The following is a 15374-nucleotide window of genomic DNA, read 5'->3' as shown; positions in this document are numbered from 1 at the left end:
TCCAAAAGAAAAGGGCCGGCGTGGCGCCAGCCCTTGAACTTTTAGCCGATGGCCAACCGGCCTGCCGGGCGCTATGCGCGCCCCGGCAGGATTAGCCTTCGTTCTTCGGCGTCAGGATCTGACGGCCGCGATACATGCCGGTCTTGAGGTCAATGTGATGCGGGCGGCGGAGCTCGCCCGAATTCTTGTCCTCGGTGTAGACCGGCTGCGTCAGGGCGTCGTGCGAACGGCGCATGTTGCGCTTCGACGGCGACGTCTTTCGCTTCGGAACTGCCATTTCAATTTTCCTTCGTCATATGCCGTCGAACCGGCGGCGCGCCGCCCGGCAAGGGCATAGCAGTACAATCTGAATGCGGCCTTATACAGAGATTGCCCAAGCTTGACCAGTCGGTGCCCGGCAAAAAGATTCGGCCGCAAAGTTCGCGAAAAGACTCGCTATTCTCAGGCCGACAGAACGTCGAGCTGCTTGAGAATGGCAGCGCCCATCTCCTTGGTGCCGACCTTGGTCGTGCCTTCGGTATAGATGTCGCCCGTGCGCAGGCCCTGGCTCAGCACGCTGGAAATGGCGCGGTCGAGCAGGTCGGCCTCGGCGACCAGGCCAAAGGAATAGCGCAGCGCCATCGCGAAGGACGCGATCATGGCGATCGGGTTGGAGATGCCCTTGCCGGCAATGTCCGGCGCCGAGCCGTGCACGGGCTCGTACATGGACTTGCGGCGGCCGGTGGTCGCATCGGGGGCGCCGAGGGCGGCCGACGGCAGCATGCCGAGCGAACCGGTCAGCATCGCCGCCACGTCGGACAGGATATCGCCGAACAGGTTGTCGCAGACGATGACGTCATACTGCTTCGGCCGGCGGACGAGCTGCATGGCGCAATTGTCGGCGAGCACATGCTCGAGCGCGACGTCGGCATATTCTTCCTTGCCGACCTTGGTGACGACCTGGTTCCACAGGACGCCCGACTTCATCACGTTGCGCTTCTCTGCCGAGGCGACGCGGCTGGAGCGGGTCTTGGCGAGGTCGAAGGCGACGCGTGCGATGCGTTCGATCTCGGAGGTGGTGTAGAGCTGCGTATCGACGGCGCGCTTCTCTCCGTTTTCCAGCGTGACGATCTCCTTCGGCGATCCGAAATAGACGCCGCCGGTCAATTCGCGCACGATCAGGATGTCGAGGCCCTCGACCAGTTCGCGCTTCAGCGACGAGGCATCCGCGAGCGCCGGATAGCAGATAGCCGGACGCAGATTGGCGAACAGCTCCAGATCCTTGCGCAGGCGCAGCAGGGCTGCTTCCGGCCGCACGTCATAGGGAACGCTGTCCCACTTCGGGCCGCCGACCGCGCCGAAGATCACGGCGTCGGATTCCTGCGCCAGCTTCATCGTCGCTTCGGAGATCGCCTTGCCGTGGGCGTCATAGGCCGCGCCGCCGGCCAGATCCTGCTCGCTCTCGAACGACGCCACGCCGCGCTTGCCGAACCAGTCGATGACCGTCTTCACTTCGGCCATGATTTCGGTGCCGATACCGTCACCGGGAAGGAGAAGGAGCTTGTAGGTGGTCATTTCGCGGGTTCTCTTGTCGAGCGGGTCTGCGGGCGGGTGGATGTGCGGGCAGCGATAGCCGCGCGAAAGCCGCGATGCAAGCCGAACCGAGCAGAGCGTGGCCGCAGGGTCAGGCTTTCAGCGCCGTCACTTCGATCTCGATCTTCATCTCGGGCCGGATCAGGCCGGAGACCGTCATCGTCGCGGCGGGCCGGATGTTGCGAAAATGCGCGCCGACGACAAGGAAGACCGCATCGGCGAAGGCGGCGTCGGTGACATGATAATGCACGCGCACGACGTCGGTCATCGCGAAGCCCGCCTGCTCCAGGGCGGCGGCGATGGTCGCCATGGCGTTTTCGGTCTGTTCGGCGACGCTGTCGGGCATGGTCATCGTGGCATAGTCGTAGCCCGTCGTGCCGGCGACGAAGCACCAGGGCCCCTGCGCCACGGCGCGGGAATAGCCGGCCGCCTTTTCAAACGGCGATCCGGTCGAGATGAGGCGGCGCGACATGGGGATCTCCTTCGTGCTTGGGCGGGGATGGCGGCCTCGCCGGGTCTGCCGGGTGCAGGCGGATGGCGAGGCGAGGCTTTCGTACGATTGTTAAAAAGGGGCATGATGGCAACCGGCGAGGGCGAGTCGCGAAAAAAGCGCCCTGGCTCACGCTGCGTCATGCAAAAGACCGTTTTGACCGCGTCGCGCAATGGGGTTAGAACCAGTCCAAATTCACTACCCTAAATGCTTACGTTTACGTAAGCGGTTGAGGATGAACACGATGTCGAATGCCGAGGCGAAGAAGGGCCGACCGCTCTCTCCGCACCTTCAGGTCTATCGCTGGCCGATCACCATGACGGTGTCGATCCTGCAGCGCGTCACCGGGGGAGCGCTCTACTTCGGGACGCTGCTCCTCGCCTGGTGGGCGATCGCGGCGGCGGCGGGGCCGGGTCCCTTCTCCTGGGTCTCGTGGGTGTTCGGCTCCTGGATCGGCCAGCTCGTGCTGTTCGGCTATAGCTGGGCGCTGATGCAGCACCTGCTCGGCGGCATCCGCCATTTCGTCTGGGATTTCGGCGCGGGCTTCTCCAAGCCGGCGCGCGACAATCTCGCCTGGGCCAATATTATCGGTTCCGCCGTGCTGACGATCCTGATCTGGGTCGTGGCGCTCGCCATCCGCTGAGGGGCAATTCCATGCGTACACCGCTCGGCCGCGTTCGCGGGCTCGGCTCGGCCAAGGAAGGCACGGGCCATTTCTGGCACCAGCGTCTCACCGGCGCCGCCCTCGCCGTCCTCGCCATCCTGTTCGTCATCCTGGTCATCGTGCTTGCCGGCAAACCCTATCCGGAAGTCGTCGCGACCCTGGCCAATCCGTTCGTGGCCCTGCTGATGGTGCTGATGATCGGCACCGGCGTCTGGCACATGAAGCTCGGCATGCAGATCATCATCGAAGACTATCTGCATGGTGGCCTGAAGATCGTCGCGCTGGCCGCCAACATGTTCTTCGCGGTCGCCGTCGGTGTGGCGACCATCCTTGCCTTCCTCAAGATCAGCTTCGGAGGCTGAAGCCATGGCTGAAGCCAACGCCAGCGCGTCCATCAACGGCCGCGCCTACCCCTTCATCGACCACACCTTCGACGTCGTCGTCGTCGGCGCCGGCGGCGCGGGTCTGCGCGCCACGCTGGGCGCCAGCGAGGCCGGCCTGAAGACCGCCTGCATTACCAAGGTGTTTCCAACCCGTTCCCACACGGTTGCCGCCCAGGGCGGCATTTCGGCGGCGCTCGGCAACATGGGCGAGGACGACTGGCGCTTCCACATGTACGACACCGTCAAGGGGTCGGACTGGCTGGGCGACCAGGACGCGATCGAATATCTCGTGCGCAACGCGCCGGCCGCCGTCTATGAGCTCGAGCATTTCGGCGTGCCGTTCTCGCGCACCGAAGAAGGCAAGATCTACCAGCGTCCGTTCGGCGGCATGACGACGAATTTCGGCAAGGGCATCGCGCAGCGCACCTGTGCCGCCGCCGATCGCACCGGCCATGCCATCCTGCACACGCTTTATGGCCAGTCGCTGCGCCATTCGGCCGAGTTCTTCATCGAATATTTCGCCATCGACCTGATCATGGAAGAGGGCGAATGCCGTGGCGTCGTGGCGCTCTGCCTCGAGGACGGGACGCTGCATCGCTTCCGGTCGAGCAAGACGATCCTCGCCACCGGCGGCTATGGCCGCGCCTATTTCTCCGCCACCTCGGCCCATACCTGCACCGGCGACGGCGGCGGCATGGTGCTGCGCGCCGGCCTGCCGCTGCAGGACATGGAATTCGTGCAGTTCCATCCGACCGGCATCTATGGCGCGGGCTGCCTGATCACCGAGGGCGCGCGGGGCGAGGGCGGCTATCTCACCAATTCCGAGGGCGAGCGCTTCATGGAGCGCTATGCCCCCTCGGCCAAGGACCTGGCCTCGCGCGACGTCGTTTCGCGCGCCATGACCATGGAAATCCGCGAGGGCCGCGGCGTCGGCAAGGCGAAGGACCATATCCACCTTCACCTCGACCATCTCGATCCCGCGCTGCTGCATGAGCGGCTGCCGGGCATTTCCGAGAGCGCCAAGATCTTCGCCGGCGTCGACCTGACCAAGGAGCCGATCCCGGTCCTGCCGACGGTCCACTACAACATGGGCGGCATCCCGACGAACTATCATGGCGAAGTGCTGAACAAGGTCGGCGGCGACCCGGACACCATCGTTCCCGGCCTGATGGCCGTGGGCGAGGCCGCCTGCGTCTCCGTGCATGGCGCCAACCGTCTGGGCTCGAACTCGCTGACCGACCTGGTCGTGTTCGGCCGCGCGGCGGCCCTGCGCTGCATCGAGACGGTGCAGCCGAGCCAGCCGCAGAAGGAACTCGCCAAGAATGCCGGCGAGGATTCGATCGCCCGCCTCGACCGGCTGCGGTATGCCAATGGCTCGACCTCGACGGCCGAGATGCGGCTCAACATGCAGAAGGTCATGCAGTCGAACTGCGCCGTATTCCGCACCGGCGAGGTGCTCGACGAGGGCCATGAACTGATCCACCAGGTCTGGAAGGGCTCGGACAACATCAAGGTCACCGACCGTTCGCTGATCTGGAACTCCGACCTGGTCGAGACGCTCGAATTCGAGAACCTCATCGTCCAGGCCGTTGTCACCATGGACTCCGCGCAGAACCGCAAGGAATCGCGCGGCGCCCATGCCCGCGAGGACTATTCGAACCGCGACGACGTCAACTGGATGAAGCATTCGCTCGCCTTCATCGACGCCGAGCAGAAGACGATCCGGCTCGACGACCGGCCGGTGCACACCTACACGATGTCGAACGACATCGCCTATATCGAGCCCAAGGCTCGCGTTTACTGAGGGCGGATGATGGCCGCCGCTCTGCTTCCTGCCGGCTCCTCCGGGCGTTCGCTCGCCGAGAAGCTCGGATTCAGGGAGGGCATGGCGGTGGCCTTCGTTTCCCTGCCGCCGGAGCTGGAAGCCCTGGCCGACAGCGCCGGGTTCGGCCAGGTCGTGCGGACCGACGGGTGGGCCGCCCCACTGGGGCCGGATCGATCGCTGGACGCCGTGCATGCGTTCGCGACGAGCCGCGCCGAGGTCGAGCGCGACCTGTCGCGGTTGCAGGATGCCATCCGGCGCGATGGCATGATCTGGGTGTCGTGGCCGAAGAAGGCCTCGAAGGTTGCCACCGACGTGACCGAGGATGTGGTGCGCGATGCGGCGCTCCGGCTCGATCTCGTCGACATCAAGGTCGCGGCGATCGACGCGACCTGGTCCGGTTTGAAACTCATGGTCCGCAAGGACCGTCGCTGAACGAATATTACGCCCGAGGACGCTCACTATGGTCCAGCTGACCCTCCCGAAGAACTCGAAGCTTACCGAAGGCAAGGTCTGGGACCGGCCGGCTGGGGCCAACAATGTCCGGGAGTTCCGCGTCTATCGCTGGAGCCCGGACGACGACAAGAACCCGCATGTCGACACCTATTTCATCGATCTCGATGATTGCGGTCCGATGGTCCTGGACGCGCTGATCAAGATCAAGAACGAGATCGATCCGACGCTCTCCTTCCGCCGCTCCTGCCGCGAAGGCATCTGCGGTTCCTGCGCGATGAACATTGACGGCTCGAACACGCTCGCCTGCACCAAGGGCATCGACGACGTGAAGGGGCCGGTCGCGATCTACCCGCTGCCGCATATGGAAGTGGTCAAGGACCTGGTTCCGGATCTGACCAACTTCTACGCCCAGCATCGCTCCATCGAGCCCTGGCTGAAGACGGCGACGCCCGAGCCGCAGAAGGAATGGCTGCAGAGCCATGCCGATCGCGAGAAACTCGATGGGCTCTATGAGTGCATCCTCTGCGCCTGCTGCTCGACCTCGTGCCCGAGCTACTGGTGGAATGGCGACCGCTATCTCGGCCCCGCCGTGCTGCTGCAGGCCTATCGCTGGCTGATCGACAGCCGCGACGAGGCGACCGGCGAGCGCCTGGACAATCTGGAAGATCCCTTCCGGCTGTATCGCTGCCACACCATCATGAACTGCGCCCAGACCTGCCCGAAGGGTCTGAACCCGGCCAAGGCCATCGCGGAAATCAAGAAGATGATGGTCGAGCGCCGCGTCTGATCGCCATCGAGCAGATTTTTTTAGCGAACGGCGCGGAACCTTTCCGCGCCGTTTGCGTTTTCCTGAACCGATCGGTTTTTCGGAAGGAGGCGATCATGACCATCAAGCAGGATCTCGAACCTACCTGGACGATCGAGGCGATCGATCGTCTGCGCGAACTGGCGGTGGAGCATGTCCCCGCCGATATCATCGCCACGGCGATGCACCGTCCCGAAGCGGAAATCCGGCAGAAGGCGGCCGAACTCGGTCTTTCGCTCGAAATCGAGCCGATGACGCCCTAGGCAATTTCCTGTCATCCGGGCAGGGCGGTGGGCTTGACGCCGCGCCGCCGTTCGGTTCCCCTGCCAGGCATCGATCTGGCAGGGATACGGGGAAAGCATGAGCGTTCTGGATCATATCGGCATCACGGTCAGCGACCTCGGCCGTTCGATCGATTTCTACGTGGCGGCCCTGGCGCCGCTCGGTGCTAGCGAGCAGATGCGCGTGCCTGGGGAGTTGACCGGATCTGGCGACGTCGTGGGCTATGGCGCCGCAGGCAAGCCGGAGATCTGGCTGAGCGGAGGCGCGCGTACCCAGCCCCATGTCCATATTGCTCTCGTCGCGGGAAGCCGCGCTGCCGTCGATGCGTTCTATAACGCCGCGATGGGTGCGGGCGGAACCGACAATGGCCCGCCCGGTATCCGGGAGCACTACCATCCCAACTATTACGCCGCCTTCGTGCTCGATCCCGACGGCCACAACATCGAGGCCGTCTGTCATCGACCGGAATAGCAGACGTGCCACACGGTTCGCTTTCTTGGTTAACCGTGTCTGAACGAGGCTTGTCGTCGCCGGCGGAATGCCGTATTGCGCCAAGCACGATAGGCTGCGGAATTTCGAGTGATCTCCCATCATTCCTCTCGTCCCGATCGACTGGTGCGTGCTTCCAGCGCGGCCGTCGATCCGCTTGACGAGTGGCTCCGCGTTTTTCCGCCTGCCTCAAAGCGGCTCGATTGTGCCCGTACACTATTGCGGCACCGAGGATTTCGATGATGGAGAAGCTCATGTCCCGACGTCTCGCGCCGATCGGCCTGGTCGCCATGATGGCGGCCGCCTTGAGCGGTTGCGGCTCGTTCGGGGCCATTGGCCTCGGCCCGATGGAGCGTTCGGCCAAGCCGGTCGAAAGCGATACGCTGCCGCCGGTCGCCTCGGCGCCCGTGACGCGCAATACGCTGCCGCCGCCGCCGATGGATCCGAATGCCCAGACCCCCGCGCCGATGGATCAGGGCACGCTTCCCGGTGCAACCCCCTTGGGATCCGCAGCAACGGCGCCGCCGCCGGTTTCGACCGCCTCCGGTGGCGAGATCGGCCGCACGGACCTGCTGGGCGGCTGGACGCTGCAGTCGGGCGGCGAAAGCTGCCAGCTGTTCATGACGCTGACGAGCTGGACCGGCGGGTACCGCGCTTCGACGCGCGGCTGCCAGTCGCCGACCTTGAAGTCGATCTCCGCCTGGAGTCTGTCCGGCTCGCAGGTGGTGCTGGCCGGCGCCAATGGCGTTTCGGTCGCCAGCCTGAATTCGACCGGCAAGACCCAGTTCAATGGCCAGACCACGAGCGGCGCGGCGGTTTCGTTCTATCGCTGAACAGGCCGGCCCTCCCATGAGGGCCGTGTAGGGGAATTCGGGTGAGCCAGGGCCTGCCGGTCGTTTCGCGCGTCGCAGACGCCTATCGCGAGCTCGTCGCCAAGGGCGAACTCGAGGAAGATCCGGCGCAGCGCGCTCTCGTTGCCAAGTTCGATGCCCTCAACGCGCGGCTTGCGGAACGTCGTCTCGCCCGCAAGTCGAGCGCGCTGGGCTGGCTGTTTGGCAAGCGCGAGGCCGCGACTCCGCTCGTGCGCGGCCTGTACATCCATGGTGATGTCGGTCGCGGCAAGACCATGCTGATGGATCTGTTCTTCGAGCGCGCGGCACCGCAGCGCAAGCGCCGGGCGCATTTCAACGACTTCATGGCCGACGTGCACGCCCGCGTCTTCCGCATGCGCGAGGCGATCAAGGCCGGCACGGTTTCCGGCGAGGATCCTATCCTGCCTGTGGCCGAAGAGATCGCGGCCGAGACGCAGCTCCTCTGTTTCGACGAGTTTACCGTCACCGACATCGCCGACGCGATGATCCTGGGGCGGCTGTTCACGCAGCTGTTCTCGCGCGGCGTCGTGCTGGTGGCGACCTCCAATGTCGATCCCGACGATCTCTATCGTGGCGGCCTCAACCGGAATCACTTCCTGCCTTTCATTGCCCTGCTGAAGGAGCGGGTCGAGGTGGTGCGGCTCGCGTCCCGAACCGACTACCGCCAGGAAAAGGTCGGCAAGGCGCCGGTCTATCTGACGCCGCTCGGACCGGACGCCGACGCGGCGCTCGATGCCGCCTGGCTCCAGTTGACGAAAACGTCACACGGCGAGCCTTCCACCCTCGCGGTGCTGGGCAGAGACGTAGTGGTTCCGCAGGCGGTGGATAGTGTCGCGCGATTCGATTTCTCCGATCTTTGCGGCAAGCCGCTCGGTGCCAGCGACTTCCTTGCTGTCGCGCATGCATTTCATACCGTGCTGATCGATCACATTCCCGTCATGGACGACGCGCGGCGCAACGAAGCCAAGCGCTTCATCACCCTGATCGATGCGCTGTATGATGGACATGTCCGCATCATCGTTTCGGCGGCGGCGGAGCCGGACCATCTCTACACCGCCGAAACCGGGACCGAGGCGTTCGAATTTGCCCGCACGGCGTCGCGCCTGACGGAAATGCGGTCCGAGGAATATCTGCAACAAGTGCACCGCGGCTTCATCGTCGAGACATGACGTTAACGTAAACTGCTGCGATATTTGGCGGATTGCCGCCACGTAAGGCGCTCGACCGACTTGCACCCGTCACGCAATGGCGTTAGACCACGCGCGTTCCGGCAGACGCACATCTGCCACATGACGCTTAGGTAAACCTCCATCGGGAGACCTGTACATGGCTCGAGCCAAGATTGCTTTGATCGGTTCCGGTCAGATCGGCGGCACGCTCGCCCTTCTCGCCGGCATCAAGGAACTGGGCGATATCGTCCTCTTCGACATCGCCGACGGCGTTCCCCAGGGCAAGGCGCTCGATATCGCCGAGGCCGCTCCGGTCGAGGGTTTTGATGCCAGCCTGTCGGGCGCATCCTCCTACGCCGCCATCCAGGATGCCGACGTCGTCATCGTCACCGCCGGCGTCCCGCGCAAGCCGGGCATGAGCCGCGACGATCTCCTCGGCATCAACCTCCAGGTCATGGAGCAGGTCGGCGCCGGACTGAAGAAGTATGCGCCGAACGCCTTCGTCATCTGCATCACCAACCCGCTCGACGCGATGGTGTGGGCGCTGCAGAAGTTCTCCGGCCTGCCGGCGAACAAGGTCGTCGGCATGGCCGGCGTGCTCGACTCGGCCCGCTTCCGCTATTTCCTCGCCGAGGAATTCAAGGTCTCCGTCGAAGACGTGACGGCCTTCGTTCTCGGCGGCCACGGCGACACCATGGTGCCGCTGACCCGCTATTCGACGGTTGCCGGCATCCCGCTCACCGACCTGGTCAAGCTTGGCTGGATCGAGAAGGCGCGCCTGGAAGAGATCGTCCAGCGCACCCGTGACGGCGGCGCCGAAGTCGTGAACCTGCTGAAGACCGGCTCGGCCTTCTATGCCCCGGCCGCCTCGGCGATCGTCATGGCCGAGAGCTACCTCAAGGACAAGAAGCGCGTGCTGCCGGCAGCGGCGCTGCTGGATGGCCAGTATGGCATCAAGGGCCGCTATATCGGCGTCCCGATCGTCATCGGCGCCAACGGCGTCGAGCGCATCATCGAGATCGAACTGAACAAGGCCGAGCAGGCGATGCTCGACAAGTCGGTCGCCTCGGTCGAGGGCCTCGTCGAAGCTTGCGTCAAGATTGCCCCGGCTCTCGGCGCCTGATCGCCCGAGACCCGCACCAAGACAACGATCCCCAAAGGCGGAACGTCATCGATGAATATTCATGAGTATCAGGCGAAGGCGGTGCTGAAGGAATTCGGCGCCCCGGTTTCGCGCGGCATTGCCATCTTCACCCCGGCCGAGGCCGAGGCGGCAGCCAAGGAACTCGGCGGTCCGCTTTGGGTCGTCAAGTCGCAGATCCATGCCGGCGGTCGCGGCAAGGGCAAGTTCAAGGAAGCCGCGGCCGGCGAAAAGGGCGGTGTCCGCCTCGCCAAGTCGATCGAGGAAGTGAAGGCGTTCGCCGAGCAGATGCTCGGCAACACGCTGGTCACCATCCAGACCGGCCCGGACGGCAAGCAGGTCAACCGCCTCTACATCGAGGACGGCTCGGACATCGAGAAGGAATTCTACCTCTCGATCCTCGTCGACCGCGAGACCTCGCGCATCTCCTTCGTCGTCTCGACCGAAGGCGGCATGGACATCGAGGAAGTCGCCCATTCGACGCCCGAGAAGATCCAGTCCTTCTCCGTCGATCCCGCGACCGGCATCATGCCGCATCACGGCCTGACCGTCGCCAAGGCGCTCGGCCTCAGCGGTCCGCTCGCCAAGCAGGCGAACGATGTCGTGACCAAGCTCTACACGGCCTTCGTCGCCAAGGACATGGAGATGCTCGAGGTCAATCCTCTGATCGTCACCACCGACGGCAACCTCAAGGTCCTCGACGCCAAGGTGTCGTTCGACTCCAACTCGCTCTACCGGCAGCCGGCCATGCTGGCGCTGCGCGACGAGACCGAGGAAGACGCCAAGGAGATCGAGGCCTCCAAGTATGACCTCGCCTATATCGCGCTCGACGGCTCGATCGGCTGCATGGTCAATGGCGCCGGCCTCGCCATGGCGACGCTCGACATCATCCAGCTTTACGGCGAAAGCCCGGCGAACTTCCTGGATGTCGGCGGCGGCGCTTCGGAAGAGAAGGTGACGGCAGCCTTCAAGATCATCACCTCCGATCCGAAGGTGAAGGGCATTCTCGTCAACATCTTCGGCGGCATCATGAAGTGCGACGTCATCGCGCGCGGCGTCATCGCCGCGGTGAAGACGGTCGGCCTCCAGGTTCCGCTGGTCGTGCGCCTCGAAGGCACCAATGTCGAACTCGGCAAGCAGATCATCCGCGACAGCGGCCTGAACGTGATCCCGGCCGATGACCTCGACGATGCCGCGCAGAAGATCGTCAAGGCCGTGAAGGAAGCCGTCTGATGTCCATCCTGATCGACAAGAATACCAAGCTCATCACCCAGGGCTTCACCGGCAAGAACGGCACCTTCCATTCCGAGCAGGCGCTCGCCTATGGCACGCAGGTCGTTGGCGGAACGTCGCCCGGCAAGGGTGGTCAGACCCATCTCGGCCTGCCGGTGTTCGACACCGTCGCCGAAGCCAAGCACGCGACCGGCGCCGACGCATCGGTCATCTACGTGCCGCCGCCGGGCGCCGCCGACGCGATCTGCGAGGCGATCGACGCCGAGATCCCGCTGATCGTCTGCATCACCGAAGGCATCCCGGTGCTCGACATGGTGCGCGTCAAGCGCTCGCTGTCCGGCTCCAAGTCGCGCCTGATCGGCCCGAACTGCCCCGGCATCGTCACCGCCGACGCCTCGAAGATCGGCATCATGCCGGCCAACATCTTCAAGAAGGGCTCGGTCGGCATCGTCTCGCGCTCCGGCACGCTGACCTATGAAGCCGTGTTCCAGACGACCCAGGAAGGCCTCGGCCAGACCACGGCCGTGGGCATTGGCGGCGATCCGGTCAAGGGCACCGAGTTCATCGACATTTTGGAAATGTTCTTGGCCGATGATGAGACCACGTCGATCGTCATGATCGGCGAGATCGGCGGCTCTGCCGAGGAAGATGCAGCGCAGTTCCTGGCCGACGAGGCCAAGCGCGGCCGCAAGAAGCCGATGGTCGGCTTCATCGCCGGCCGCACGGCGCCTCCGGGACGTCGCATGGGCCATGCCGGTGCGATCATCTCCGGCGGCAAGGGCGGCGCGGAAGACAAGATCGCGGCGATGGAAGCTGCGGGTATCCGGGTGTCGCCGTCGCCGGCGCGCCTTGGAAAGACCTTGGTTGAGGTCTTGAAGGGCTAAGCGACAAGACCGACATTCCGAGTGCCGGAATGTCGGTTTTTCAACAAGAGCGCGGCGCGTGGCCGCGCGATCAAGGAGAGAGGGGCGTGGCGCTCCTCAGCCAGCACATGTCACGCGAGCAAGCCAACGCGGCCTTTGCGACCTCTTCCTTCCTCTATGGTGGCAACGCCACCTATATCGAGGATCTTTATGCGCGCTATCAGAACGATCCCGCTTCGGTCGACCCGGAGTGGCAGTCGTTCTTCTCGGCGTTGAGGGATGATCCGAAGGCTGTCGTGGCCGAGGCGCGCGGCGCGCCCTGGAAGCGCGCCGACTGGCCGCTTCATGCCAATGGCGAGCTCGTCTCGGCCATGGATGGCAACTGGGGCCAGATCGAAAAGAACGTCGCCGACAAGCTGAAGGCGAAGGCGGCCCAGACGGCGCCGGCGCCGAACGGCCAGGCGGCGGCGCCGGCCCTCACCGAGGCGGCGATCCAGCAGGCGGCGCGCGACAGCGTGCGTGCGATCATGATGATCCGCGCCTATCGCATGCGCGGCCATCTGCATGCGGACCTCGATCCGCTGCATATCGCCATTGCCGGCGACCATGAGGAGCTTCACCCCTCCACCTATGGCTTCACCGAGGCTGACTACAGCCGCAAGATCTTCATCGACAACGTTCTCGGGCTCGAATTCGCCACCATCCCCGAGATGCTGGAGATCCTGAAGCGTACCTATTGCTCGACGCTCGGCGTCGAGTTCATGCACATCTCCGACCCGGTCGAGAAGGCCTGGATCCAGGAGCGCATCGAGGGGCCGGACAAGGCAATCACCTTCACGCCGGAAGGCAAGAAGGCGATCCTGAACAAACTGATCGAGGCCGAGGGCTTCGAGAAGTTCCTCGACGTCAAGTTCACCGGCACCAAGCGCTTCGGTCTCGACGGCGCCGAGGGCCTGATCCCGGCGCTCGAGCAGATCATCAAGCGCGGCGGCACGCTCGGCGTGCACGAGATCGTCGTCGGCATGGCCCATCGCGGCCGCTTGAACGTGCTGACGCAGGTGATGGCCAAGCCGCACCGCGCGCTGTTCCATGAGTTCAAGGGCGGCTCCTACGCGCCCGACGACGTCGAGGGCTCGGGCGACGTGAAGTACCATCTGGGTGCTTCCTCGGACCGCGAGTTCGACGGCAACAAGGTCCACCTGTCGCTGACCGCCAACCCCTCGCACCTCGAGATCGTCGATCCCGTCGTGCTGGGCAAGGCGCGCGCCAAGCAGGACCTGCACAAGGATTACGTCCGCACCGGCACGCTGCCGCTGCTGCTCCATGGCGATGCGGCCTTTGCCGGCCAGGGCGTCGTGGCCGAGTGCTTCGGCCTGTCGGGCCTGAAGGGACACCGCACCGGCGGGTCGATCCACTTCATTGTCAACAACCAGATCGGCTTCACGACGAATCCGCGTTTCTCGCGTTCGTCGCCCTATCCCTCCGACGTCGCCAAGATGATCGAGGCGCCGATCTTCCACGTGAACGGTGATGATCCGGAAGCGGTCGTCTTCGCCGCCAAGATCGCGATCGAGTTCCGGCAGAAGTTCCACAAGCCCGTCGTCATCGACATGTTCTGCTATCGCCGCTTCGGTCATAACGAAGGCGACGAGCCGGGCTTCACCCAGCCGCTGATGTACAAGAACATCCGCAGCCATCCGGCGATCGTCGAGATCTATTCGTCGAAGCTGATCGCCGAGGGCCTGGTCACCTCCGAGGAAGTCGAGGCCGCCAAGGCTGCCTGGCGTTCGCGGCTCGAGGTCGAGTTCGAGGCGGGCCAGTCCTACAAGCCGAACAAGGCCGACTGGCTCGACGGCGCTTGGGCGGGCCTCAAGGCCGCCGCTGCCGACGACGAGCCGCGCCGCGGCAAGACCGGCGTCGAGATCGACACGCTGAAGGCGCTGGGCGCCAAGCTGACCGACGTTCCGGCGGACTTCCATGTCCACCGCACCGTCCAGCGCTTCCTCGACAACCGCAAGAAGGCGATCGAGACCGGCGTCGGCATCGACTGGGCCACCGCCGAGGCGCTCGCCTTCGCGACGCTCGCCAATGACGGTAATCCGATCCGCCTGTCCGGCCAGGACGTCGAGCGCGGCACCTTCTCGCAGCGCCATTCCGTGCTCTACGACCAGGAGACCGAGGAGCGTTTCATCCCGCTCAACAATCTCCGCGAGGGCCAGGCGCGCTACGAGGTCATCAACTCGATGCTCTCGGAAGAAGCGGTGCTGGGTTTCGAATACGGTTATTCGCTGTCGGAGCCGAATGCGCTGACGCTGTGGGAAGCCCAGTTCGGCGACTTCGCCAACGGCGCCCAGGTGGTGTTCGATCAGTTCATCTCGTCGGGTGAGCGCAAGTGGCTGCGTATGTCGGGCCTCGTCTGCCTGCTGCCGCATGGCTATGAGGGCCAGGGTCCGGAGCATTCCTCCGCCCGTCTCGAGCGCTTCCTGCAGATGTGCGCGGAAGACAACATGCAGGTCGCCAACGTCACGACGCCGGCGAACTATTACCATATTCTGCGCCGGCAGCTGAAGCGCGACATCCGCAAGCCGTTGATCCTGATGACGCCGAAGTCGCTGCTGCGCCACAAGCGCGCCGTGTCGACGCTCGACCAGCTGGGTCCGGACTCCTCTTTCCACCGCCTGCTGTGGGACGATGCGGAATTCCTCAAGGACGAGCCGATCCAGCTGGTTCCGGACGAGCGCATCCGTCGCGTGGTCCTGACCGCGGGCAAGGTCTATTACGACCTGTATGAGGAGCGCGAGAAGCGCGGCATCAACGACGTCTATCTTCTGCGCGTCGAGCAGCTCTATCCGTTCCCGCTCAAGGCTCTGGTCCAGGAACTCGCCCGCTTCAAGAACGCCGAGATCGTCTGGTGCCAGGAAGAGCCGAAGAACCAGGGCTCGTGGGCGCATGTCGAGCCTTATCTGGAATGGGTGCTCGGCCAGGTCGGCGGCAAGTCGAGTCGCGCTCGTTATGTCGGCCGTGCGGCTTCGGCGGCGACGGCGACGGGCCTGATGTCGAAGCACCTGGCCCAGCTGAACGCCTTCCTCGAAGACGCTCTCGCCTGACAAGACCCTGACAAGACGGCGGCGCC

At 64.6% G+C, this 15374-nt stretch carries 16 protein-coding genes; 13 read left to right on the top strand and 3 right to left on the bottom strand.

Annotated elements, in window-relative coordinates; all coding sequences use genetic code 11:
* Nucleotides 1–91 precede the first annotated feature (91 nt).
* The 3 genes from rpmF to OSH10_RS10575 form a co-directional block, all read right to left on the bottom strand.
* Entirely contained in the window at nt 92–277 is a 186-nt protein-coding gene (gene rpmF, locus OSH10_RS10585) for a 50S ribosomal protein L32 (RefSeq protein ID WP_266331670.1), read from the bottom strand.
* A 164-nt stretch (nt 278–441) separates the two neighbouring features.
* Entirely contained in the window at nt 442–1554 is a 1113-nt protein-coding gene (leuB, locus tag OSH10_RS10580; RefSeq protein ID WP_266331668.1) for a 3-isopropylmalate dehydrogenase, read from the bottom strand.
* A 109-nt stretch (nt 1555–1663) separates the two neighbouring features.
* Nucleotides 1664–2044, bottom strand: coding sequence for a RidA family protein (locus OSH10_RS10575; RefSeq protein WP_266331667.1), 381 nt, complete (start codon nt 2042–2044; stop codon nt 1664–1666).
* A gap of 262 nt (nt 2045–2306) precedes the next feature.
* On the opposite strand from OSH10_RS10575, the gene sdhC reads away from it, so the two are divergent.
* The 13 genes from sdhC to OSH10_RS10510 all read left to right on the top strand — a co-directional run bounded on the left by sdhC (nt 2307) and on the right by OSH10_RS10510 (nt 15348).
* Nucleotides 2307–2705, top strand: coding sequence for a succinate dehydrogenase, cytochrome b556 subunit (sdhC, locus tag OSH10_RS10570; protein WP_266331666.1), 399 nt, complete (start codon nt 2307–2309; stop codon nt 2703–2705).
* Nucleotides 2706–2716: 11 nt separating this feature from the next.
* Nucleotides 2717–3088, top strand: a complete 372-nt coding sequence (sdhD, locus tag OSH10_RS10565; protein WP_266331665.1) for a succinate dehydrogenase, hydrophobic membrane anchor protein — start codon at nt 2717–2719, stop codon at nt 3086–3088.
* Nucleotides 3089–3092: 4 nt separating this feature from the next.
* Nucleotides 3093–4913, top strand: coding sequence for a succinate dehydrogenase flavoprotein subunit (sdhA, locus tag OSH10_RS10560; protein WP_266331663.1), 1821 nt, complete (start codon nt 3093–3095; stop codon nt 4911–4913).
* A 6-nt stretch (nt 4914–4919) separates the two neighbouring features.
* Nucleotides 4920–5366, top strand: a complete 447-nt coding sequence (locus OSH10_RS10555) for a DUF3052 domain-containing protein (RefSeq protein WP_266331662.1) — start codon at nt 4920–4922, stop codon at nt 5364–5366.
* A 28-nt stretch (nt 5367–5394) separates the two neighbouring features.
* On the top strand, nt 5395–6174 hold the full coding sequence (locus OSH10_RS10550; protein WP_266331661.1) for a succinate dehydrogenase iron-sulfur subunit: 780 nt from the start codon (nt 5395–5397) through the stop codon (nt 6172–6174).
* A 95-nt stretch (nt 6175–6269) separates the two neighbouring features.
* The gene (locus OSH10_RS10545; protein WP_266331660.1) at nt 6270–6455 is read left to right on the top strand and encodes a hypothetical protein; all 186 of its coding nucleotides are present in this window, start codon (nt 6270–6272) and stop codon (nt 6453–6455) included.
* Between the two features lie 97 nt (nt 6456–6552).
* Nucleotides 6553–6945 (top strand): VOC family protein, encoded by a 393-nt coding sequence (locus OSH10_RS10540; RefSeq protein ID WP_266331659.1) that lies wholly within the window; start codon nt 6553–6555, stop codon nt 6943–6945.
* Nucleotides 6946–7217: 272 nt separating this feature from the next.
* Complete coding sequence (locus OSH10_RS10535; protein WP_266331658.1) at nt 7218–7796, top strand: AprI/Inh family metalloprotease inhibitor; 579 nt, start codon at nt 7218–7220, stop codon at nt 7794–7796.
* 41 nt (nt 7797–7837) lie between these two features.
* Nucleotides 7838–9004, top strand: a complete 1167-nt coding sequence (zapE, locus tag OSH10_RS10530) for a cell division protein ZapE (protein ID WP_266331657.1) — start codon at nt 7838–7840, stop codon at nt 9002–9004.
* A gap of 157 nt (nt 9005–9161) precedes the next feature.
* Nucleotides 9162–10127 carry a malate dehydrogenase gene (mdh, locus tag OSH10_RS10525; RefSeq protein ID WP_266331656.1) on the top strand — a complete coding sequence of 322 codons (966 nt, stop codon included), beginning with the start codon at nt 9162–9164 and terminating at the stop codon, nt 10125–10127.
* Nucleotides 10128–10178: 51 nt separating this feature from the next.
* Nucleotides 10179–11378, top strand: coding sequence for an ADP-forming succinate--CoA ligase subunit beta (gene sucC, locus OSH10_RS10520; RefSeq protein ID WP_266331655.1), 1200 nt, complete (start codon nt 10179–10181; stop codon nt 11376–11378).
* Entirely contained in the window at nt 11378–12262 is an 885-nt protein-coding gene (gene sucD / locus OSH10_RS10515) for a succinate--CoA ligase subunit alpha (protein ID WP_266331654.1), read from the top strand. Before sucC ends, sucD begins: the two co-directional genes overlap by 1 nt.
* 107 nt (nt 12263–12369) lie before the next feature.
* Nucleotides 12370–15348 (top strand): 2-oxoglutarate dehydrogenase E1 component, encoded by a 2979-nt coding sequence (locus tag OSH10_RS10510; RefSeq protein ID WP_266331784.1) that lies wholly within the window; start codon nt 12370–12372, stop codon nt 15346–15348.
* Nucleotides 15349–15374 lie beyond the last annotated feature (26 nt).

The organism is Kaistia defluvii (assembly GCF_026343955.1).
In the GTDB taxonomy this organism is placed as follows: Bacteria; Pseudomonadota; Alphaproteobacteria; order Rhizobiales; family Kaistiaceae; genus Kaistia; species Kaistia defluvii.
The sequence above is the reverse complement of the archived record's forward strand: the minus strand, read 5'-3'. Positions and strand labels throughout refer to the sequence as shown.